At 47.8% G+C, this 21789-nt stretch carries 18 protein-coding genes; 10 read left to right on the forward strand and 8 right to left on the reverse strand.

What is annotated here, in order from left to right:
• Positions 1-200: 200 nt before the first annotated feature.
• The 10 genes from ACP26L_RS17575 to ACP26L_RS17620 all read left to right on the forward strand — a co-directional run bounded on the left by ACP26L_RS17575 (position 201) and on the right by ACP26L_RS17620 (position 9631).
• Entirely contained in the window at positions 201-1913 is a 1713-nt protein-coding gene (locus tag ACP26L_RS17575) for a spore germination protein (RefSeq protein WP_426454453.1), read from the forward strand.
• On the forward strand, positions 1861-2976 hold the full coding sequence (locus ACP26L_RS17580) for a GerAB/ArcD/ProY family transporter (protein ID WP_426454455.1): 1116 nt from the start codon (positions 1861-1863) through the stop codon (positions 2974-2976). Before ACP26L_RS17575 ends, ACP26L_RS17580 begins: the two co-directional genes overlap by 53 nt.
• Entirely contained in the window at positions 2951-4180 is a 1230-nt protein-coding gene (locus tag ACP26L_RS17585) for a Ger(x)C family spore germination protein (RefSeq protein WP_426454456.1), read from the forward strand. The genes ACP26L_RS17580 and ACP26L_RS17585 overlap by 26 nt, the downstream gene beginning before the upstream one ends.
• A 34-nt stretch (positions 4181-4214) precedes the next feature.
• Positions 4215-4424 carry a CLC_0170 family protein gene (locus ACP26L_RS17590; RefSeq protein WP_426454458.1) on the forward strand — a complete coding sequence of 70 codons (210 nt, stop codon included), beginning with the start codon at positions 4215-4217 and terminating at the stop codon, positions 4422-4424.
• Positions 4425-4594: 170 nt separating this feature from the next.
• On the forward strand, positions 4595-5125 hold the full coding sequence (locus ACP26L_RS17595) for a DUF420 domain-containing protein (protein ID WP_426454460.1): 531 nt from the start codon (positions 4595-4597) through the stop codon (positions 5123-5125).
• Positions 5126-5299: 174 nt separating this feature from the next.
• Positions 5300-5989, forward strand: a complete 690-nt coding sequence (locus ACP26L_RS17600) for a class I SAM-dependent methyltransferase (protein WP_426454462.1) — start codon at positions 5300-5302, stop codon at positions 5987-5989.
• A gap of 226 nt (positions 5990-6215) precedes the next feature.
• Positions 6216-6398: a hypothetical protein gene (locus ACP26L_RS17605; RefSeq protein ID WP_426454464.1), complete on the forward strand. Its 183-nt coding sequence runs from the start codon at positions 6216-6218 to the stop codon at positions 6396-6398.
• 205 nt (positions 6399-6603) lie between these two features.
• Positions 6604-7122, forward strand: coding sequence for a sigma-70 family RNA polymerase sigma factor (locus ACP26L_RS17610; RefSeq protein ID WP_426454466.1), 519 nt, complete (start codon positions 6604-6606; stop codon positions 7120-7122).
• A gap of 5 nt (positions 7123-7127) precedes the next feature.
• On the forward strand, positions 7128-8555 hold the full coding sequence (locus ACP26L_RS17615) for a DUF4179 domain-containing protein (protein ID WP_426454467.1): 1428 nt from the start codon (positions 7128-7130) through the stop codon (positions 8553-8555).
• Positions 8556-8824: 269 nt separating this feature from the next.
• A complete protein-coding gene (locus ACP26L_RS17620) occupies positions 8825-9631 on the forward strand; it encodes an SGNH/GDSL hydrolase family protein (protein WP_426454469.1) in 807 nt (268 codons plus the stop codon).
• Positions 9632-10269: 638 nt separating this feature from the next.
• Here ACP26L_RS17620 and ACP26L_RS17625 read toward each other — a convergent pair.
• The 8 genes from ACP26L_RS17625 to ACP26L_RS17660 form a co-directional block, all read right to left on the reverse strand.
• Complete coding sequence (locus ACP26L_RS17625; RefSeq protein ID WP_426454471.1) at positions 10270-12351, reverse strand: AIPR family protein; 2082 nt, start codon at positions 12349-12351, stop codon at positions 10270-10272.
• The gene (locus tag ACP26L_RS17630) at positions 12352-13299 is read right to left on the reverse strand and encodes a PD-(D/E)XK motif protein (protein ID WP_426454473.1); all 948 of its coding nucleotides are present in this window, start codon (positions 13297-13299) and stop codon (positions 12352-12354) included. It lies immediately after the preceding gene.
• The gene (locus ACP26L_RS17635; RefSeq protein ID WP_426454474.1) at positions 13299-16004 is read right to left on the reverse strand and encodes a Z1 domain-containing protein; all 2706 of its coding nucleotides are present in this window, start codon (positions 16002-16004) and stop codon (positions 13299-13301) included. The genes ACP26L_RS17630 and ACP26L_RS17635 overlap by 1 nt, the downstream gene beginning before the upstream one ends.
• Positions 15997-17475: an ATP-binding protein gene (locus ACP26L_RS17640; protein WP_426454476.1), complete on the reverse strand. Its 1479-nt coding sequence runs from the start codon at positions 17473-17475 to the stop codon at positions 15997-15999. Before ACP26L_RS17640 ends, ACP26L_RS17635 begins: the two co-directional genes overlap by 8 nt.
• Positions 17476-17621: 146 nt before the next feature.
• Positions 17622-18854, reverse strand: coding sequence for a DNA cytosine methyltransferase (locus ACP26L_RS17645; RefSeq protein ID WP_426454478.1), 1233 nt, complete (start codon positions 18852-18854; stop codon positions 17622-17624).
• A 298-nt stretch (positions 18855-19152) separates the two neighbouring features.
• Positions 19153-19524 carry a DUF6075 family protein gene (locus ACP26L_RS17650; protein WP_426454479.1) on the reverse strand — a complete coding sequence of 124 codons (372 nt, stop codon included), beginning with the start codon at positions 19522-19524 and terminating at the stop codon, positions 19153-19155.
• 1035 nt (positions 19525-20559) lie between these two features.
• Complete coding sequence (locus ACP26L_RS17655) at positions 20560-20901, reverse strand: hypothetical protein (RefSeq protein ID WP_426454481.1); 342 nt, start codon at positions 20899-20901, stop codon at positions 20560-20562.
• A gap of 45 nt (positions 20902-20946) precedes the next feature.
• Complete coding sequence (locus ACP26L_RS17660) at positions 20947-21399, reverse strand: hypothetical protein (RefSeq protein WP_426454482.1); 453 nt, start codon at positions 21397-21399, stop codon at positions 20947-20949.
• Positions 21400-21789: the final 390 nt, after the last annotated feature.

Here is a 21789-nt window from a genome sequence, read left to right on the forward strand (position 1 = left end):
AATATCATATCCACGAAGCCGGCGCATCACAGATTCTGCCTGGCAGGCTTTTTTCCTGCGTCCCTCCCGCACCGTAGGTTCTTCTTCGCGGATTGCACTTCATACCGCTTCATTCCCACATAAATCCAAGGGCAGCGAGGCATACTAAGTTCCAAATGTAGGGTGGACATGCCCGGGTAACCCGAAGGGAGGCGGCCTCTGTGTTCTGGAGCAGGAGAAAATACCATAAAGGGCAAAGTCCCCAGCCGGAGCGGTCGGCACCGAAGGGGGCGGACCGGTCTTCGGCCGGGAACAGGGAGGAACACAGCGAACCTGTGCCCGCGCGTCTCGAGGAAGCGGTAAAGAAGGTGAAGTCGGTGCTCGGCGGCAGTGCAGATCTCATCGTACGCCGATTCCATATTTTCGGCTCGTTCCCGGCGGCGGTGATCTACTTCTCGAATATGGCCAATCAAGCGGCCGTGAACGGCGAGATCATGAAGCCGCTGATGTACCTACCGCCGCAGCTCGAAGGCAAGGAGATACCGCTTCACCGCCTGAAGGAGGTCATTCTCCACGACGCGCTGTATCATAGCAGCGGCAGGACGGAGGCCGAGCTGCAGACGCTGCTCGACGGCATTCTGAGGGGGCAGACGGTCATTGTCGTGGACGGGCTCGGCGAGGGGCTGCTGCTCAATACGGCTGGCGTCACCAAGCGCTCGATCTCCCAGCCGGAGACCGAGCAGGTGATCCGCGGTCCACGGGAAGGCTTCATCGAGCAGCTCGACACGAACATCGCGCTGCTGAGATATCGGCTGCCTACGCCAAGCTTCCGTCTCTCCCTGATCCAGATCGGGCGCGTGACCCAATCCCGTGTGGCGGTCTGCTACCTCGACGGCATCGCCAATGAAGCGCTTGTTGAGGAGGTGCACCGGCGTCTCGGAGCGATCGATACGGACGGAATCCTGGATGTCGGATACCTTGAGCAGTACATCGAGGACAACCATTATTCGCCCTTCCCGCAGCTGCAGAATACGGAACGGCCGGACAAGGCGGTGGCGAACCTGCTCGAAGGCCGGGTGATCATCATGGTGGACGGCTCGCCCTTCGCCCTGATCGCCCCGACCGTGTTCAGCCAGTTCTACCAGACGACCGAGGATTATTCGGAGCGCTTCGTCATGGTCAGCTTCATCCGCCTGGCCCGGCTGCTGGCGCTGGCGTTCTCGCTTATCACGCCGAGCCTGTATGTGGCGATCATCTCCTACAACCCGGAGCTCATCCCGACGGAATTCGCCGTCGCCGTATCGGGCGGCCGGGCCGGCGTCCCGTTCCCGTCGGTCGTCGAGGTGCTCATCATGGAAGCGTCGATGGAGGTGCTGCGCGAAGCGACGCTGCGCCTGCCCCAGCAGATCGGGGGTGCACTGTCGATCGTCGGCGTCCTTGTCATCGGGCAGGCTGCCGTGGCCGCCGGCTTCGTCTCGCCGATCACGGTCGTCGTGATTGCGCTGACGACGATCGGTTCGTTCGCGACGCCGGCTTACAATGCGGCGCTGGCCCTGCGCCTGCTGCGCTTTCCGCTCGTGTTCCTGGCCGGGATGTTCGGCCTGTACGGTGTGATGATCGGGCTGATTCTCATCGCCAATCATATGCTGTCGCTCCGCTCGTTCGGCGTCCCTTATCTCAGCCCCGTCATCCCCGGTAACTTTGAGGGCATGAAGGACACTGTGATGCGCGCGCCGCTGTGGTCGATGTGGAGGCGTCCGGCCCAGCTTCATACGCCGGATCATGTGCGTGTGGGAGCGAAGGTGCAGGACCAGCTGGATGAGCCGATCCACAATACGCTCGATCCGATCAAAGCGGGCAGCGAAAAATGGGGGGGAGACGATGGAATATCCGAGACAGATCACGGTCATTCAGGCGACCTCCGTACTGATTAGCACGATCGTCGGCGTCGGGGTGCTCCCGCTGCCCCTGTTCGCCGTCCGGGCTGCAGATACGGGGGCGCCGCTCGTTACGCTGCTTGGCATTCTGCTCGCTTTTACCGGCCTGTGGACGGTGACGAAGCTCGGCATGCGGTTCCCGAACCAGTCGATCATCGGCTACAGCGAACGGGTGCTCGGCAGGTGGCCGGCCTGGATCGGCAGCAGCCTTATCATCGGCTTCTTCGGCGTGCTGACTTCACTGGCGGCCAGGGAATTCGGCGAGGTGGTCATCACGTCGGTTCTGCGGAAGACGCCGCTCGAGGTTACGGTCATCGTCATGCTGCTGCTCGCGACCTTGTCGGCCCGCAACAACCTGACGACGTTCGTGTATATTCACCAGTTTTACCTGCCGCTGATCCTGTTCCCGGGCATCCTTATCGTGGCACTCTCCCTGAAGAATGCCGAAGAGACGAATCTGCTCCCCTTGGCCGGCAATGAACCGACCGGAATGCTCGCCGGCATCGTTACCGTCGCTGCGCTCCTGCAGGGATCGTTCGTGCATACGATCATCATCCCGGCGATGCGCCGGCCGGAGAAGGCGATGAAGGCGAGCCTTTGGGGCCTGGGGATTGCCGGCGGGCTGTACCTCAGCATCGTGACCGCCGCCGTTGCCGTCTTTGGCCCTGAAGAAACGAAACTTCTGCTGTGGCCGACCTTGGAGCTGGCGAAGACGACCACGCTTCCAGGCAATATTCTGGAGCGGCTCGATGCGGCTTTTCTGGCGGTATGGGTGACGGCCGTGTTTACGACGCTCTTCTCGAGCTATTATCTTACGATCCGGGCCGTCGCACGGCTGCTGCGGCTGCGGGACCATAAGCTGTTTTCGTTCTTCATAATGCCCTTCCTGTTCGTGCTCGCAATGCTGCCGGATAACATCATCCATATGTACCGGATTGTCGAGGGAGTCGGGCGGATCGGCCTTGTCGTGACCATCCTGTATCCGATGCTGCTGCTGGTGGTGGCGAAGATTCGGGGCCAAAGGGGGGAGAAGCATGAGAGCGGGCCGTCAGAAAGCTAGAGGAAGTCTGGTGCTCGTCTTTCTCCTCGTCTTCCCGCTGCTTACCGGCTGCTGGGACCGCCAGGAGATCGAAGAGCGGGCGGTCGTACTCGGTATCGGAGTGGATGTCGCGGACCCCTCGGAGGAGAGCAAGGAAACGGAATCGTCGCACGAGCGGGGCGCGATCAAGGCCGAGGAAACGGGACTGCTGCGGCTCACGGTGCAGATTGCCGTTCCGGGGCGGATTCCGCTGGGACCGGGTGAAGGCGGAGGCGGCGGGGGCGGCCAGCGGACGGTCTGGGTGGTCGATGCGGTGGGCCACACCATCGGAGACGCGATCAATTCGCTGCAGCAGCGGGTGTCGCCGCCCCTTTTCTTCGGCCACTTACGGATTATAGTGATCTCCGAAGCGCTTGCCCGCAAGGGCATCCAGAACTTGAACGATTATTTTCGGCGCAATCCGGAGGTCCGGCGCATGAACTGGATGTTCGTCTCCCAGGGGCCAGCCGCCGGGGTTATGCGCGCCTCTCCGCAGCTTGAGCGTGTGCCCACCTTGTACCTGATGACCACGATGGACCAGTCGGTGAAGATGGGGCGATTTCCGAACGATTTTCTCGGTATCTTCTGGAGTGCCGTCTCGTCCAAGGGGAAGGAGGGCTACCTGCCTTACGTGGAGCTGATGAAAGAGCAGAATGTGCAGATCAGCGGCCTCGCTTATTTCCGCGGGGACCGGATGGTCGGCAGCACGAACCCGATTCAGGTTCCGGTCTATATGGGCATTATGGGGATCAGCATCGCGGGGGGACAAACATTCGTTCGTATACCAGGTACCGAGGAGATCTTCATGTTTCAGGGGCGCAGCCGCAAGTCCGTCTTCAAGGTGCGGATCGACAACGGGCGGCCGGTGATTCGCGTCACGGTAGCGCTAGAAGGCAATCTTGTCAGCAAGTATAACGACACCGTCCAGTTGAGCACGGAGGTGGTTCGCCGGATTGAAGAGCAGATGTCTCAGCAGAGCAAAGAGGCTTATCAGAACCTGATCTCCATGACGCAGGAAAAGCGCTCGGACATCTTCGGGTTCGGCGAGCAGGTGCGCGCCAGGGAGCCTGGCTTCTGGAACAGCAGCGTCAAAACAAAGGAAGGCTGGCAGAAGCTGTACCAGGAGCTTGCCGTAGAAATCAACGTTCGCGTGCATATCCGCCGTGTCGGGATGAAGGCTATCTAACCATGGATGGGATTGGGAGAGGAGGGGGAACGCTATGGGCTCGGGCCTTGCAATCGGGTATGCGAATTTCACTACCTTCCTGCTGCTGCTGAGCGGCGTTCTCCTGCTCACTGTGGATGTCAGGGCCTACCGGCAGGGCGGGATGGATAAGGAGCGGAAGGTTGCCAAGTGGCTTGGCTGGGCGAATCTGCTGCTCGGTCTATGTGTATGGGCAGGGAATTGGCTGTACCAGCAGTGGCTGTAGCAGAGAGGGGAGTTTGAGTGCGGCGGGGCGGGTCTAAGGTCACAGAACGTTCACGGCCGTACCGGGGGCGGGGCTTCCGGCGGCCCCTCCGCCTTGACTTCGCCGAGCGCGATTGCTTATGATCAAAGCACAATGCATTCATTCCATCTCCCAAAGGAGCCGCTGCGTTCATGAAGCCATCTTCTTCGTTCAACTATGTGCCCTGGGTTGTGGGGCTGTCGATCGGGATTAACGCCCTGGTCATCCTTCTCCTCTTCCTGCCGAACATCGACCCGGCCGAGGGATTTAATCTGCTGATCCTGCCGCTGTTCAATGCCGTGATGAATTCCTTCACGTTCGTCTTCCTGCTTGCAGCCCTGTTCCTCATCCTCCGGAAGAACGTCGTCTGGCACCGCCGATTTATCTATGCGGCGTTCACGACGACCGCCTTGTTCCTGATCTCGTACCTCGCATATCACGGGATGGCGCCTTCCACTCCATACGGCGGCCAGGGGGCGATCCGCCCCGTGTACTACTTTATTCTTCTCACGCACATCGTCCTTGCGGCGGCCATCGTGCCCCTGGCGCTGCTGACGTTTGCCCGCGGCATTACGAACCAGGTGGACAAGCACCGGCGGATTGCCCGCTGGACAATGCCGCTCTGGCTGTATGTCAGTCTCACGGGCGTTATCGTCTACCTCATGATCCGCCCTTATTATTAAACCGTACGCCTGGAGACTATCAGGCATGGCGGCATGCCATTGCACCCTGTTCTTCATCGAGAGATCACACAGCTGTGGTCATTCGGGGGGGAGAGGGTGCTTTTTTTGTGGCTGATGAGCCGCCGTACAAGCGGACGGAGAACGGGATGCAGACCATTAAAGGAGGCAGGGAGCATGAAAATGGAAGAGAATAACGGCGCGCTGTACGGAGGAGCGTGGTGGGACGACTACTGCGAATTCTTCTCGGACGAAGCGCTCTGGGAGCGGGGCAGCCGGAAGCAGCTGCTGGCCTACGTGCTTGGCTTTGCCGGAGACCCGGCGGGACGCAGGCTGCTCGATGTGGGCTGCGGGCCGGGCATAGGGACCCGGCGCTTCGCCGCAATGGGCTTTCGGGCCAGCGGCGTCGATTGGTCGCCGGCTATGACGGCGGCAGCCCGAGGAAATGGGCTGGACATCCTGCTCGCGGACGGCTGCAATCTCCCTTATGCGAGCGGGAGCTTTGATTACACCGTCGCCTGTACGGTCGTGGAATGGGTCCGCAGCCCGATGGCCCTGCTCGCGGAGATGAAGCGGGTGACCCGCCCCGGCGGCGGTGTCATCACGGCCATCCTCGGGCCGCGGACGCTGCCACACGACGACGCCTTCCGCAGGCTGTACGGGGAGACGACGAATTACAATATGCTCCTCCCCGTGGAGCTCCACCGGGCACTGACCGAGACGGGGCTGACGATCCGCTCGATGACCGGCGTGCGGCATCCGGACGTTCCTGCAGAGCTGTATGCGCAGATGGATGTTATCACCAAATCGTTCTGCAGTACGCTGTGGATCGTCGGAGCGGATCGTCCCCTCGAAGAGAGCCGGTAAGGCCGGTCTGTGCGACCTTGTGCCCCGGGAGCAATTAGAGTTCAACTCATCGGTCATGAAGTGCCGGCTTGCTGCATGGAGCAGATGGAAGGGACGGACCTTGCTGTTTAGACGTCAGCATACCCTCGTCTGAGGAAGCGGTTGGAATCCCGGGTTATCTTGGTGCGGAAGATGCCATACTAGGGTGGAAGTGGAAAATACGACCGCATAAGGGGGTACAATAATCATGACGAAGCAGCCGAAGGGCCATGTGGAATTTCATGCGCCGGTGGTAAAGCTGACAGCCGATCTGCCCGGTGACGAGGAGATGCGCGAGCATCTGGAGGAAACCATTGCGAATGACGGGTATCCCGGCTCGTGTGCCGTTATCGGGACGCAGGGGTTGGAGGCGTCGGAGCGGGAAGAATAGGCAGTGTACTGTACGCTTCAGGTGCTGGATCTGTATCGGGTCCGCCTAACTGTACGATAGGCTACTGACCGCTGACACATCTCATGAAAAAGGCACTGAGCAGCACCGGAGCATCAACCGGCGGCTGTCCGGTGTCTTTTTTTTGTCATTTATGAAAACCGTCTGCTCCATCTGCCCGTCTAATCTGTGAGAAGGAGGGGAAGGCATGACCGCTCACGAAACGGTTCGCGCCGCACAGAGGGGCGACGAGGAAGCGTTCTTCTTGCTGGTAAGCGGTCAAAGGGAGCGGCTGTACCGCATTGCCTTTGCCTATTTGAAGAATGAGTCGGAGGCGCTGGAAGCGATTCAGGAGGTGACCTGCCGTGCGTTTCTCAAGCTGTCGAAGCTCAGGGAGCCCTGCTATTTTGATACGTGGCTGACGCGGATTCTGATCCATTACTGCATCGATGAGCAGAGGCGTCGGCGGCGGGTTCACCTGGTGGGCAGCACCCCGGAAGCGCCCGCGGCCCTCCGAGAGGCTCCGGAGGAGCGGATTCGAATAGAGCAGGCGGTTAGCGAGCTTCCACCGCACTTCCGGCATGTCATTCTGTTGAAATACTATCGGGACCTGACGCTGACGGAGATCGCCCGGCTGCTGAAGCGGCCGGAAGGAACGGTCAAGACGTGGCTGCACAAAGTCTTGAAGGAACTGCGCCGGACCATCGGTGAAGAGGAGGAGGATTGAGTGAGATGAAGGAGGACGGAGCACTTGAGGTGGAGCAGGCTTTAAGGAGAGCGGGTGAGCAGACGCAGGCTTGGGCCCTCCCGCCCGAGGAAACGCTGCACGAGAAGATTCGGGAGGGGATCGACCGCGCGAAAAAGGAGAAGCGTGTGCGGGCTGCAAGGCGGAAGGGCCTGGCCTGGATCGCGGCATCCGTCTGTCTGGTGGTTGTGCTTCTTGGTGTGACGGTACGGGTCTCTCCGGTACTGGCTGCCGCACTGGGCGACCTGCCGGGCCTGCGCACCTTCGTGGCGCTGGTTGGCCGAACTTCGGACCAGGGCTTACAGAGGGCTGTGGCCAACGAGTTTTTGCAGCCGGTGGGGGCTGTAGTCGAGAAGGATGGCCTATCGTTTACGGTAGATGGTGTCTTGGCGGACGCGGGGCGTGTGGTCGTATTCTATTCGACGCGAAGCGGGAGCGGACACAAGGTGGCCTTGAGCGAACCTGAAGTGTTGGATGCTTCATCGGGAGCTGCCCTTCAGGCCGGCTACAACTATGGGGATTCCTATGGGCTGGAGGAGGATCGACAGGAAGAAGGTGTACAGCGCGGTACAATCGACATCCATATGTCGCAGGGAGTCCTTGTGCCGGAGGCGATCCGGCTGCGTATGGGGCTTACGGCTATGCCCGGCGCTTCGGCTGCTAACACGAAGTTGACGGACGGGGAACCGAGGAAGGTTGAAGTCCAGTTCGGGATTGACCGCAGCCGGTTCGCAGAGCAGAAGCAGGAGCTTGAGATCAACCGCTCCTTCGAGGTGGAAGGTCAGCGGGTTACCATTGTGAAGGCGACGGTCACACCGCTGCAGGCCGAGGTGCTGCTGAAGTATGAAGAAGCCAATACGAAGCAGATTTTCTCCCCCGTGGATATGCGTCTTACCGATGATGAAGGCGGGGAATGGCGGGAGATCGGCAGCACAAGTTCTGGCACGGACGGGGATCTGATCCGGTTTGAAAGCACGTATTTCTCCAAGCCCAAGGACTTATATCTGGAAGGAAGGATGTTCCGTGCGCTGGCGAAGGAGGACATGAGTATCGTGGTCGATACGAATACAGGCGAATTGCAGCGTGCGCCGGACGACAAGCTGGCCTTCGGCGGCATGGGCAGGGAGGAAGGCGGAATCGCCAAGCTGACCTTCAGGGTGCAAGGATTGGCTGAAGAGGATCATATGGTCGGATACAACATCCTGGGACAGCGGTTTCAGGATGCGCAGGGGAGCGAGTATGAGCTGGTATCACCTGTTACAGCGAACGCAGGAACTGTGACGGGAATGTTTACCGGGGGCGTCCAAAGCTTATTTTATTATTTGCCGGAGGCCTCCTATGTTCAGCCGCTGACCTTCCGCGTGAATGAATACCCTGCTTATATCGAAGGGGCTTACCGGCTGCGAATACAGTGAGATCGGCTGCGGATACAGTGAGATTTGGACGGGACGCATGGGGGGATAAACGGGGTTTAAGATCGGATGGGATAAAGAGGGAGGTCCGCATGGTTTTTGCGGGGCTCCGGTTACTTTTAAACAGTTGTAAGATTTAATTACAATAATTAACAAATACGTCGGGTTTTGTAGAATTATTTTGCAAGAAGTACCTGAACTGTTGTACTATACCAAGTGGGATCGCCTCTAATTATAAAGAAGGCTTAATGAGAAAGGAGAGAAATAAAGAAATGTTACCATGGCTTCTCATGCTTCTGCTGGCTGCTGATCCGAGCGGGCAAGCAGCAGGGCATACAGAGACCGCAGGGACTAGTCAGACCCTGACTGCAGTACAGCAAACAGCAGCGGCATGGGGACAGCAGGAGCTCATCAAGGCGAAGCGGGAGAAGGAATCGCTGTATCAATTCACAAAGGGACTGGTCAAAGCGTCCCAGGGCCAGAAGGTGATATTCGGCACCCTGGGCAGCAGTGTCACCGTGGGCGCCGGCTCATCCGGACCGGACAAAACCTGGTCCTATTTGGTGCATGAACGGCTGTCCAAGGATTTGGGCGCCGGCAGACTCAGCTATGAGAATACGGGATTCGGCGGTTATTCGACTAGCGGCATTCTTAAGGAAAATAAAGTAAGCGTGATCGCCAAGCAAAATTTGGATTTCGTATTTTTTGAAACGTGTCTGATCAACGATTATGGAACTAACATACCGATTGAACAAACCAAAAGCAACATCCTGGAGATCGTCAAACAGATGCAGACGCAGATGCCGAACACGCGAATCATATTGACATCTGCAAATCCGATCAACAAGCCGTACCCGAACAAGCTTGGACTTACATACGAAGATTATGTGAATCAGGCCGGCGAATTCATCAAGCAAAACGGCTGGACTTATTTTGATATTTATCATCCGTTCTTGGACGAAATAAAAAAATCCAACTTGACGCTGGCCGAGCTGCTGCCGGACAATGTGCATCCGAATGACAAAGGTTATGCGATCTGGGGCAGTATATTGAATGATTATGTTTATGGTAAGCGGTAAAAGCGAAAAAAAGCGCATCCGGAAGAATGGGATGCGCTTTTCGAAACAGTATGACTTCTTCACAAAACCCGTATTTTATACATATGTATTTAATGCGGCAAACCGCGGCTGACAGCCCATTGATTTCATCAGTGTCTGGCCTTCGCCATGTAATTTCTATTTAACACAGTAAGAAATATGCTCGCCCACGAAGGCATCTACTGGATGTTTACCTTTCCGGAGAATAAAGACAGCAACATTGTTATAGTACCTACAGAAAAAACATCTTTTCTTTCAACCTATACAATGGGTGAGGGAAACTTAGATACCTATACCATAGATATTACAAAAGTCGAAATGAAAGATATTATTTTAAGAGGTGCTCTAAACTATCTCCGAACTGTTTTACATCAGTTGGGGAACTAACATTTGAAAAGCACCTTACCGAAACTTCGGCAAGGTGCTTTTCTACTTAATCATACTTTTTGTCTTCGTAAATCTTTTTACAATCGACACATTCGACCGTGCATTTACGCATATACTCCATTTTCTCATCGGAGCTTAGTCCTTCTGGATATTTACTCACATTCTTTACCAAGAGTACACCACCACATTCACAAAGGAACATAAAGACTCCTTTCAAGCCATTGTAATCAACATTATTCGACAGCCTGCAAGACAAAACCTTCTTCAGTTAGCCTGTCACTTATCACTAATAGCCGCAAGCATTGTTTATCAGTAGGCATAACGCCTGAAGACATCTTGCTAGCCAAATTGAGTAGTTTATCCTCATCAACTGAAACCAAGTTATTTTGTTTGGCAAACTTTCTTAGCCTTTCCCAATAGCCCGCACCTAGGTTTACAACCCTAACTTGGGCACCTATACCATTATCAACCTTCTGTTGATTTCTTGATTGCTTCTCAACTTTCTTTACTTCAGACAAGCTAACTAAACATGTCTCAAAACTTCGTACAGGTTCAATGTCTAAGAGCTTGATCCGATCCCAACATCTTGGCTTTTTGCACCACTCTGTTATAATCTGAATTCCCATTTCAGGATTCATGATCACATCGAATACCGCTTTAGAGATTACCTCCAGTTGTTTCACCACTATATCCGGCACTTCCTGTCGATTCCATATTACCTTCAGATCGAGAGCAAAACCAGGGAAATCCCTCTGGATAAAGTGAGAAAGCATTGCTACTGTGTAGGTAACAATATTAGGTCGGAAGTTGTTTTGATACCATGGTTGGTCGGACACAAGTTTTTCTGTTCGTTTGAACATTACTGCATAAGTAACGCAGTTCCTAAAAAAATCTTCATTGAACACTAAGTCCGATTCATTCCACTTCTTTGTTATCCATTCAGCATAGTGTTTAAAGTTTTTCTGTGGTCCCAGGCTAACTATGTGAGGATAGCCTTCCCATGAAAAGTGGTACTTACCCAGATCTGTTTTTGTTATGAGCTGATTTCGGGGATTTTGAAGTACGAACTTCTTTTTCTCTGAAGATGTCATTTTAGATTGTTCGTTAAGGTACTGCCCCCTTGCTCTTTCATAAAACCAATACGTCCCATATTGGGCTACACCGACTGCTGGTGCAAACTTACTTCTTGAGAATCCTTCAATTCTTACGTGGAAAGGATGGTTCGCAAAGAAATCAGCATCGTTAATGTTATTTTGACTATTCGCATATCGGGCAATCAGTGGAATTACCGTATCAGCAGTGGTTGAACTTACAACTGACAGTTTCATTTGTACGAAAACATTAGACAGATCTGCTTTGTCCTTTATTGTAGCCATAAGTAGTGAAGCAGTAGTCTGCCCACCATTAACTATCTGTAAATCACTTGCCGACACAAGTTGTAAACCATGTTCTGTCTGATTAAATATCGCATCTGTTGCTGTAGCCGAAATACCATTATTATAAGCAAAAAACATTTCAGGCTCATTAAGTATAGTATATCTTATTCCTTTATTAACCTTAACCTTTGTACTTAGGAAGGAACGTACATTTCCTTCAAGCAATCGACTTCCGAAACGATCATATATTTTAGCAACCACTTCGCCTGGAATCATACACAGATAAGCTTGATATTCACCTTGTTTCTCTCCGGCTCGAAGACAATAGACATCTTTTCCGGTATACTGCATGAAATCAATAAAAAGCGGGTCTTTTCCTGCTTTCGATTCGTGTACCCTATGAAACCTTGCAATGTCCCATACACTGTATTCAATCCGTATCCCCGAGATATTTCCCTCGGGGATATCTTTTACCCTATTACTTAAAATTTGGTCAGTGACCAAATAAAACTTAAAGTATCGTATCTCTTCCCGTCTACGATAGATCTCATAAGCCAATCCAAAGCACGGCGAGCTTTCATCTACCTCTGGATGTAATTGTCCTCTTACTGCCTCTTCTGCAAACGCGGTAAGTCGCTCAAAGAGTTTGGTTAGATCAGTTTGCGTAAGCGTTTCGAGTTCTTCCGTTCCCACATAATTTGAAATAACGAGTTTTACCGATTCATCTACTTCATCAAAAGAATATCCGTGAACCATTAGCCTTCTATTCCTTCGGCCAGTGCCTTCGTAATAACAAGGCTCAAACTCATCAAGTTCTTCTGCCTCTATTAGTTTTTTTGCACACTCATTTACAAAAGCGGATTTTTCGAAGTCACCTTCTGCCGCGGCAGTTGATTTGACATTTTCGATAAATTCCTTTTGAAACTCCGTCAGCTCCATCTAAAAATCCCCCGACATGAGTTTTTCAAAAGATGACAAGCTTGAAAGGCTTATTTCATATTTAACGTTTAAAACACCTGGATGAATTTCATCCCTCTTAATCATCGGAAAACCCTCATGTACTTCGTAATGACGTAAGCCCCTTAACACAAAGTGAAACTGCTTATATTCATCCAGAAGTTCAAATCCAAATGTCTCTAAAATACTATCAAAAAGGTCTAAAGCTTGTTTGTCTGCAGAGATTTGCTCACGTAAACGATTAGCAAGTTCTAATGGATTAAAACACCCATGTTCATTAGGACTTGCTTTATCTAAGAAAACAACTACGAGTTCGCCGGAATAATTCGGTAAGTACAATTGCTCTACAGAGGAAATTGAGACACTTTGAGCACCAGGTCTTATTGTTTTAACCTCAAACCATTTTTCTGCTAAACGAAAATCTTGATCTGCTCCTGACGGTCCAAGCCAAGACTGTATACTTTTGATTTGACCGTATTGAGGTATCAGCTTTTCAAGGAATAATAACTCTCCCACCAACCCACGTAAACTTTGTTCATCAAGAGTGTTTATTACGCCACGTTCCAAAAGCTTCTTCCATCTCATATAACGGCTTAGAAGAAAAGATGCTCCCTTTGTTGTGTCGAAACATTCCCTGCTTGATTCAATTAAATCCTCGCACAATTGACTAAATATTTTTTTCAACTCAGCACGAACTAATTTAAAAACAACTGACCATTTACCATCATTTCTTTTTAGAACAGATATCGTTATAGACTGCCCTTGTGGATACTGAGGTGGTTCATTTTCCGAAAGCAAGATCAGTAATCGCTCACCCGTCATATCGATGCCGATATAAAGATCTAGTGGATGTGTCTCATCGATTCTAATATATAATGGCTCGCCCGTTGGATGTAGGCTTTCCCAAAGCTCGTCGATTGTTTTAGCCACTATTCACCCAACTCCTCATCCTCACCAGCATCATCATCGAGTTCTTCCTCAAACATGTTTCTCCATTCTACAACATTAACTTTGTAGGTTACTTTCTTTTCTTGACCTGAGTCATCAAACTTTGGAAAGCTCAGACCTAGGGCAATCATTGGGTCTGAAGTTTCATTGACCCACCCTTTTATCGCTTCAATGAAGTGTAGAATAAGAAGTGGGCGTGGTCTTACTGCCCTATACATTTTATCCGATGGATTCTTATGTTCTTTCTGAATTTTTCCAACTACTTCTGGATGTATTCCTTCCTTTTCACCCCCACGTGAACCCACCCTTGCACTAGCACCAGCAACAACGATAAATTTTCCCCTTCCCCGCAAAACAACGGTTCTTTTCTGGGCACTATACTTAACTCCCGCAAAGGGCTTTTCGACATCGATACTACCACTCGGTATCACTATATCCCATACTTGAAGCTTACTCTCGTCAGTACGTTCCAAAAATGATGCAATATTCTCACTTTGAAAGTTAAAATTTAAAGAGTGCACTTTAAACTCTTGAAGTAGTTCTACAATATATTTTTTAGGTACTCCCCGCCAGATAACTCCTTCGCCATACTCTGAATCCTGATTTACGAAACCGTTCTCCCTGAGCTTGACTATAAATCGTTCGACCGCTTTTGCATTTGCTTTAATAACCGCCGGATCAGTATGAAGTCGTGGGGTTTCAGGACCTTGTTCACTTAAGGAAACTAATCGTTCAACTGTCTTTGCTGTACGCATCTTATTCCTTGCAGTTACAATTAGATTCCTTATCGAAACAATTACGGAGTCTGGATGTGCCCGGACCTTTAAGCCAAAATCCATTGGCGTTAAACCATCAAAGTCCATTTTTTTGACCTCGTCACGCAATTCAGAAGTTGATAAGGAAATATGTTTGTACCACTGGATAGCTTCATCTGTCATCCAAACTCTGCATAAATCCTCGTAATCTTCACGGTACCCAAACCATCTACCCATTTGCATTAAGGTATCGTATGCTTGGGAATTTCTATAGAAGTAACTTACACATAACCCCTCAAGAGTTAATCCCCTTGATAGGCTATTTCCACCCACTGCAATTACTCGCAATCCATCATCTTTATGTAACTTATAATCAAGGGTTGCCTTCCCCTTTTTACGCCTCTGATTTACCGTCATGACATTTATAGGTAAACTGGCTTTTAATAAACGTACCCTAACTTCATCCCAAGTAGGCCCCGCATTTGAGTATTCCTTTTTCCAAACCCTCTCCAACATTGAAATGGTACCATTCAGCCTAGCTTCTTTTGCAGGAAGTTGACTGTAGTTACGTATATCTTGTTGGACTTTTCTTAGTTGATCATCTATTTTTTCAGCAACATCCTCTTGAACATCAGTATAGCGGCTTACGTTAACCAACATTGATCGGTGTGTTGCCCCTTCATTTCGTAAATCACGAATGGTATTAGCCAGAATAAAACAATAGATAGCCCATTCCAAACTTTCCGTTAAATCCTCAACCCTATGTGAAGACTTATGTGGCATTGGAATCCAATCGTCTGCATCATCTATTGTTTTGAGACAAGAGGCATATTTACCTTTATATCCGAAAATGGCTTCAGCACCAATGTAATTAGAAGGCGGATCTAATGAGTATATAAAGTCTCTAGGAAATAAATCATCCTCTAACATACTATGCTCAGTATCTGGATCAATAAAGATATTGGCAAAAGGGGTGGCTGTAAATCCAACATACGTTGATCGAGTGAAAAGTTTCAGTAACGATCTAATTCCACTGTTAATAGCGGTAGGTTTTTCACCTTCAGGGGTCGTGTCGACTGATGCGTTATCTGCTTCATCGTCGATTAATAATAAAGGTGTATCAATTAAGCCAGTAGCGGGGTTTGCATTGTGATCATGTAGCCAGTTCTCTAAGTTTTCAAGAATTTTTTTATGCTTTTTCACTACAACCAATATCGGTTCGTTATGGGCATCCACCTTAAAGCCAAACTGAGTCGCTAGGTCACTCTTAAAATCATTTTTTACCGACGTGAACACACCAGGGTATCGATTACTATCGATTAACCCAGTCCCGATAAGCCTGTTTTGTTTTTGTTGAGCCAGCAATCCGGAACTATCGCGACCTATAAATCCAGCATCTAATCTTTCCTGGGTTTGTTTACGTAAATTCTCAAGTGTACCAGTCAATAGGATAATCAACTTATAACCGGCATCGGCTCCCTTACAGCAAAGTGCTGTGTAAGTCGAAGTTTTCCCGGACTGGACATCCCCCATGACCAGCCCTCTCCGTTTCCACTTACCTTCTTTTTTGGGGTTCTCCATCAAGTCCATAATTTTATCTGTAACTCTATCAAGTTGTCTTGTAACAGTTGGGGTCCATCCTTGCTTAATAAGATATCTACTATACCTATCCCAGTAGTATGGAGTGATATCAGGCTTATTAGCGAAATACCAAGGTTTATGATCCTCAGCCACAACGGCAGATCCGAGGTCCATTGTATGTGGTCTACGCGAATGTATGATCCTAATGGCATATTCAAAATCTTCATCACTCACACTATATGCCAGCCTCAACTTGCTAGCTAAGTCTCTTATTTCATCAGCAGAAGGCACAGAAGCTTCATAAGCCATCAATACCGAATTGATTATGTTATTGGCATTATCGCTAGCCATGTAATAATTCCTCCCTAATTCGCTTCGTGATATCCGGATAATTACAAAATGGTTCAAGAATTATCAATTGGTTAATAACCTTTTCTGCCCCGCCCTCAATTGATTCAAGCGATTGTATAAGAATATTTGCAAGAGCCTTTAGGTTTTCATATGTTCCTTCATCTTCATGGTCTACCCTAATTGTTTCATCCGAAGCCATATCAGCATAAAGTGCATCGAATGGGTAAAACTCTTCAATTGATTTAAGTAATAATTCTAGGCAAGCTTTTTCATCAGACCCAATCTTGTTTAAAAGTGAAACTATAAGTGGGTGTTCTCGATTGATCTGATACCATATTCCTTCCCTTCCTCTAAAACGCTCCCAAAGATGAATTAAGCTCGCATCGTTTACTTTCCTGCCGCGGAACTTATATACCCTCCTACTTCCCTCAGCGATACGTTCTACAATTCGCTTCAAACTATGTCTTACTGTTTCAGGTGGACTGGCGACAGACTTTTTTATGTCGATGGTCCACAAATGATCCATTGTATTAGGAATGTCAACTTTGACCCGAGCCAATTTAGTCAGTTCTTGTTGCTTTATTAGCCTAAACCATGTCCCATAAATGATTAAACGCTTGTTTCTGTAAACATAAAACCCTTGGTTCTTTCTCAGCCCTTCCTCCCCACCAGCCAAAGCTTTTTCACTATTTGATAACTTACTGATATGAGGAAGAATGTAAGGCTTTACCTTTACCAGATGTCCTTCCACTGGTATGATTTCATCCGGCATTGGTTCTGTTGCTCGATGAGAAACCAGAAAGGGGTCTATTGCTTCAAGTGGATTTCCATTTAACTTAATTCTCAATTTTTTGATACCCGGTTCACCGTTGATGTAACGGTGAAATACAAGTGAAAGGTGTTCCCTTGTCGTATCCATCTTATCCCCGAGTGCTCTCTCAATTGTAGCCTCACCACTACTAATGCGATCAAGGTCCTGCCAGATAACTAACGTACCGGACTCCTGGTGTAATAGATCATCTATAAGTGGCAATGCCATAATTTCATCATCATCAAGTTCCAACATGATCCACTCTTCGGCATCGATAATTACATCAAGATCCCATGACCTTGCGGAAAGTTCACCGTTCTTTAAACTCGCTACTGTCAAACGACGACATTGCGATAATGAAGCTGTCTTTAAACCCAACCCAAATCTACCCAAGTCATTCTCAGATCTTTGTGCTGTAGGACTCCTCAGTCCACCATGCCGCATCGCCTCAGTTAACTCGTCAGATGTCATTCCAATTCCATCATCAAGTATTCCTACATAGGGTTGGTCATTTGGCGAAAATCTTATGTTAATATTTGAGGCTACAGCAGTAATACTATTATCTATTAAATCAGCTATCGCTGACTCAAGAGAATAACCAATACTACGGATGGATTCGAATAATGAGGGAGCATACGGTGGTAGAGTTATCCTCTTCATGTCTTGATGCCTCCGAATTTACTAGTCGTTTGTAGGTAACAAATACCCCTTATATAGTAATAATATACCATGATCTTGTCGTTTAAGGATAAAAATTCGTCGACTATAGGCAACGAAAAAGAGGGGCAGATTTGCCCCTCTGATAGCTACTTTTTCTCTAACATATCTTTTACTCGTTCAGCTATAGATTCCGCCATTAATGGGGGAACGGCATTTCCGATCTGGGTAAAAATTGCTGTCCGTGGACCTTCAAAATAGAAATTGTCAGGGAAGGATTGAAGCCTAGCGGCTTCCCTGACTGACAGAGATCTTAATTGTTTTATGTCAGGATGAATATAGTAATGCCCATCTTTTGCAATATGCGAAACAACCGTATGTGAAAAAGGCAAATCCGAACCAACAACTTTAAACCTATCCAAGAACGAGGTAAGATTTTTGTGCGTAATTAGATCCGCAGGTAAATCTGTGTATCTTAGTCGTTTACCTTCTTTATTCCATAGGTCTATTGCATGATTGTAAATACGGCGATCATTCTCATTGTGTACCCGTGTTATATGCTGTGTAAGGATATCACTGTTTTGACGCAATCCAAAAGAACTGAGGTATTCCGAAGGTTGGGCAACATAATAGTTTGATTCTCCACCTGGTTGAAGCGGAGGTAGATCTGACAGCAAATCCTCGACCCTAAAGTTATGCAAAACAGTCTGAAAATCAGGATATTTGTAATCTAAATCTCTATTCCAGCCAATTAATATGACTCTCTTACGCTGTTGCAACACACCATAGTCAAAAGCATTCAGTACCTTTGCTTGTAGTTCATAACCAGCTTCTCGCATTATGTCTTTAACATCTTCAAAAAGTGCCCCTTTTGAAGCACTTAAAATCCCCGGTACATTCTCAAAAACAAAGATGTCGGGATTGTATTTTCGGAGGAATTTAACGTATTGCTTATACAGGTAGTTCCTAATATCATTTTCCTTACCATATGGGTCCCGTGCTCTCCCCACCAAAGAATATGCTTGGCAAGGCGGACCGCCGATAAGAACATCCACTTTTTCTGACTCAAACCTGCTTAAATTCTTATCAATGATACCAAAAATGTGATCTATCGTTTCATCTGAGATTTCCATATTAACTACAGTTTCTTTTATACTTTCCGGCAAAAGGGAATGGAGTTCATCCTTGCTGATTTCATTTTTCAGATACGAGTTGTACTTATCAAGTTGATGTTCATTAAGGAGATGATAGTACGCCGCTCTTGTTAAGAGTGTCTGAGAGGCGTAATAGTCCATCTCAACGTGTGCAACTGGTTCGAATCCTTGGCGAATAAAACCCTCGGATAACCCCCCCGCCCCTGCAAATAAATCTATAAACTTCATCAATATTGCTCCCGCTATCGTTTTGTTAAATCAAATTATACCAGGTCTATGGTAAATATGAAATAGCGGAAATAATACCATGTTTCGTTTCATCTTTCAAGCAAACATAGGTTTCCTTTTGGTATTTTTCTTCTTGCCCTACTTCACTTCTTTTCTCCATATTTAAAATAAGTATGAATTAGCTGTCCAATAACACAAGAAACCCTGCATATACAAGGGTTCCCTGTGTAAACCAATAAATAGAGCTGACCTTAAATATTTCTGTGCTACCAAGCTGCGTCGCTTGCCTAGATTGTGGTTATGATGCTCGATAGTCCAACTGGTCTATGATTTGGAATCTAAATTTCATTGCCTCAATTGCGAGTATACTATTTACATCATCAAGGTGGGTGAACAATTGCCGAACACCGCATGTACCGTAACCATAAAGCGAGAAGGCTAAATAGACCAAGCTACGAGTACCACCAGTAAGAAATTCTTCCTCAAGAGCCTCAAGCTTTATGAATTTATCTTCAAAATCGTATAGTAGTTCCACGTTTTTGAATAGCGAATCGTTTCCAGCTATGATGAAAAACAAAGCTTGCCTCTCATAATCATTAGAATGTGTTTTGTCCCTTTTACAAATATCATTGAACCTGTCTTCATGCTTGTAGTTTAAGAATTGATACATACAAAATACCTCCTTATTTATGCGTTTTCAGTTCTTATCTCTTATATGCAATCTTGTTACATACATGCAATTTAATATAAAAACAAGTGTTCGTCTGCATGTAATCTGTCGAATAATGCTCAAGGTATTTATTTATTGATTTTTAGAGTTTGTTTGCTTTGCCCTTCGCTTGCCGTTTGTCATTTGGTGTTCGGCTTCTTCGTCGATTTGTTTGTTGCTTCATTCTTAGTTTTTTCTGCATCGGCGAAGCCATTAACCATTCTTTGGATCCCGTTGAACACGGCTCGCTCCCCCCCCTTGTAAAGTTTTGAAAAACAATTCAATAACTTTACAAAGAGGGGGGTTAATCGAACGGCTGGAAGAAGACATGATGCTATTCCCCTTCACCCATGCTGTATCCGTGTCGAATTTAACCCCAAACCGTTTCCAGTTTCGTCGCTTTAAGCCTTTCAACTTACTTGCCCAGGTCCCGTATTACCAAGCTGATCACCACGATCAATCACGACGCCCCCCTATCTCTTTCGAGAACGGGGACAGGTCTCACCGATAAGAAAACTTATTTTCTATCTGGGAACCGAACGACACCATCTAACGGTCAGTAAATTCGCTGGTTAAGCGAACGGTTAATTTTTATGTGATCCTCCTCAGCACAGATGTTTTTTGGTTTTTCGTCTGAAAGCTCTTAAACAGACTATTGAGTTTTAGAAAAAAGTAAGTCTCCTTCCTTCGGACACTTACCAAACCCAACGCCTATCTCTCTTTCATCTATCTCAAGTTGCATAATCCGATTTAGCAATTATATTTTCTGCTCATAACGTATATTATGAAAACATAAGAACTTAGATGAGAAGAGCTTGCTATACACTAACTTGGCGGTTGGGTGGGGTAAGCTCTTTTTCTTTTTTGTTTTTGTATATCTTAGTCAGATTGGGGCGATTTAATAACGATACGAGTGATTAACAAAGCATCAAAAACTGAAAAGGAGAGCCAGCAGAATTTGCGGCTCTCCTTTTCAATTCTTCGAATCATCTTCAATTATTTCGCATACATCGAAAAGATATCGAGGATATTATCTAATCCGTCTAAATACTCCTGAGCAATTGAATTCCTCTTACGAGCTAAAGGGGGTTGTGGCATCAAATCAGTTTGTGTTTTTAAGAAGTAGTCATTTGGTAATTCGAACGTTTTACTTATTTGGGTAATTTGTGAATTATACAGCGATTCATTTGTATTCTCTCCACCTAAGATTTGGTCAATTACAGAGCGATCAATTCCTGAAAGCTTCGAAAGCGATAATCTCGAACACCCTTTTAATCTCATGAATACAATGAGATTATAAGCAATGGTTCGTTGATTCCCAAAATAGTTTACTGGCATAAGGCACCTCCAAAATAGAAATCTTTAGTATTCCTCCTATACTGTTTACTGTTCCTCGTGATCATGAATATCGCTTCGCCGTTTAAGCCTTTTCAATTCTTCCTCTCTCTGATAATACTGAAGGACAAATTTGGGGTCTTTACCTAATCTCTCTAGTGTATCCGCGGCTTCCTTTATTAGCGGATCCATTGTATAGACTTTTTCTAAAAGCATCCGGTGGTGAGTTTTTCGCAAGCCTTCTTCATGCTCAAGAATAAGTTCCGCAGTCTTCAGCATATTAAAGGCGTTTTTACAAACAACTTGAGTGTCAACGCTACTTGGAATAACCACGCACTCTTGGTTAATACAGATTTTCAAGCCAATCTCATCTCTTGATATTTGATAAATATCATAGACAAATGATTCATTGAGATCAAAGTTTTCTGTTAATTTCTTCACTAAACTATCAGCATCAAGTAAAAGTTCTTTTACCTTTTTTAAAATCTCATGATTACCCATACTGCCCTTTCCGCCTCCATATTTCGAAATTTGCTAGGTCCTTATTGAATTCCTTAACTTGATATAGCGTTGAAGATTCCTTGGCTAACTCTTCCCTTACATTAAGACATCTAATGAAGTGTTGCTTAAGTTTGGCATGCTGATCTTGGTTAAAAAGTGCGGTCAAAACCTTGCTAAAAATATCTTCCAAGCCATACTCCGATTGCATTGAATACAATTCATAAAATATTTTTTCATTTTTGAGGACATAAAGTGAAAGGAATCTATTTTTTCGGTGACTCAATTTGGCTGATTTGATTATATCTTGTAACTTTGTATCCTCGAACAAGTACGTTTGCAACTCGTTAATATACCTAACGAAAATTTCATGCTCCACGAAGTCACCTCCGG

This window comes from Paenibacillus sp. S-38, from assembly GCF_049942825.1.
Taxonomy (GTDB): Bacteria; Bacillota; Bacilli; order Paenibacillales; family NBRC-103111; genus Paenibacillus_G.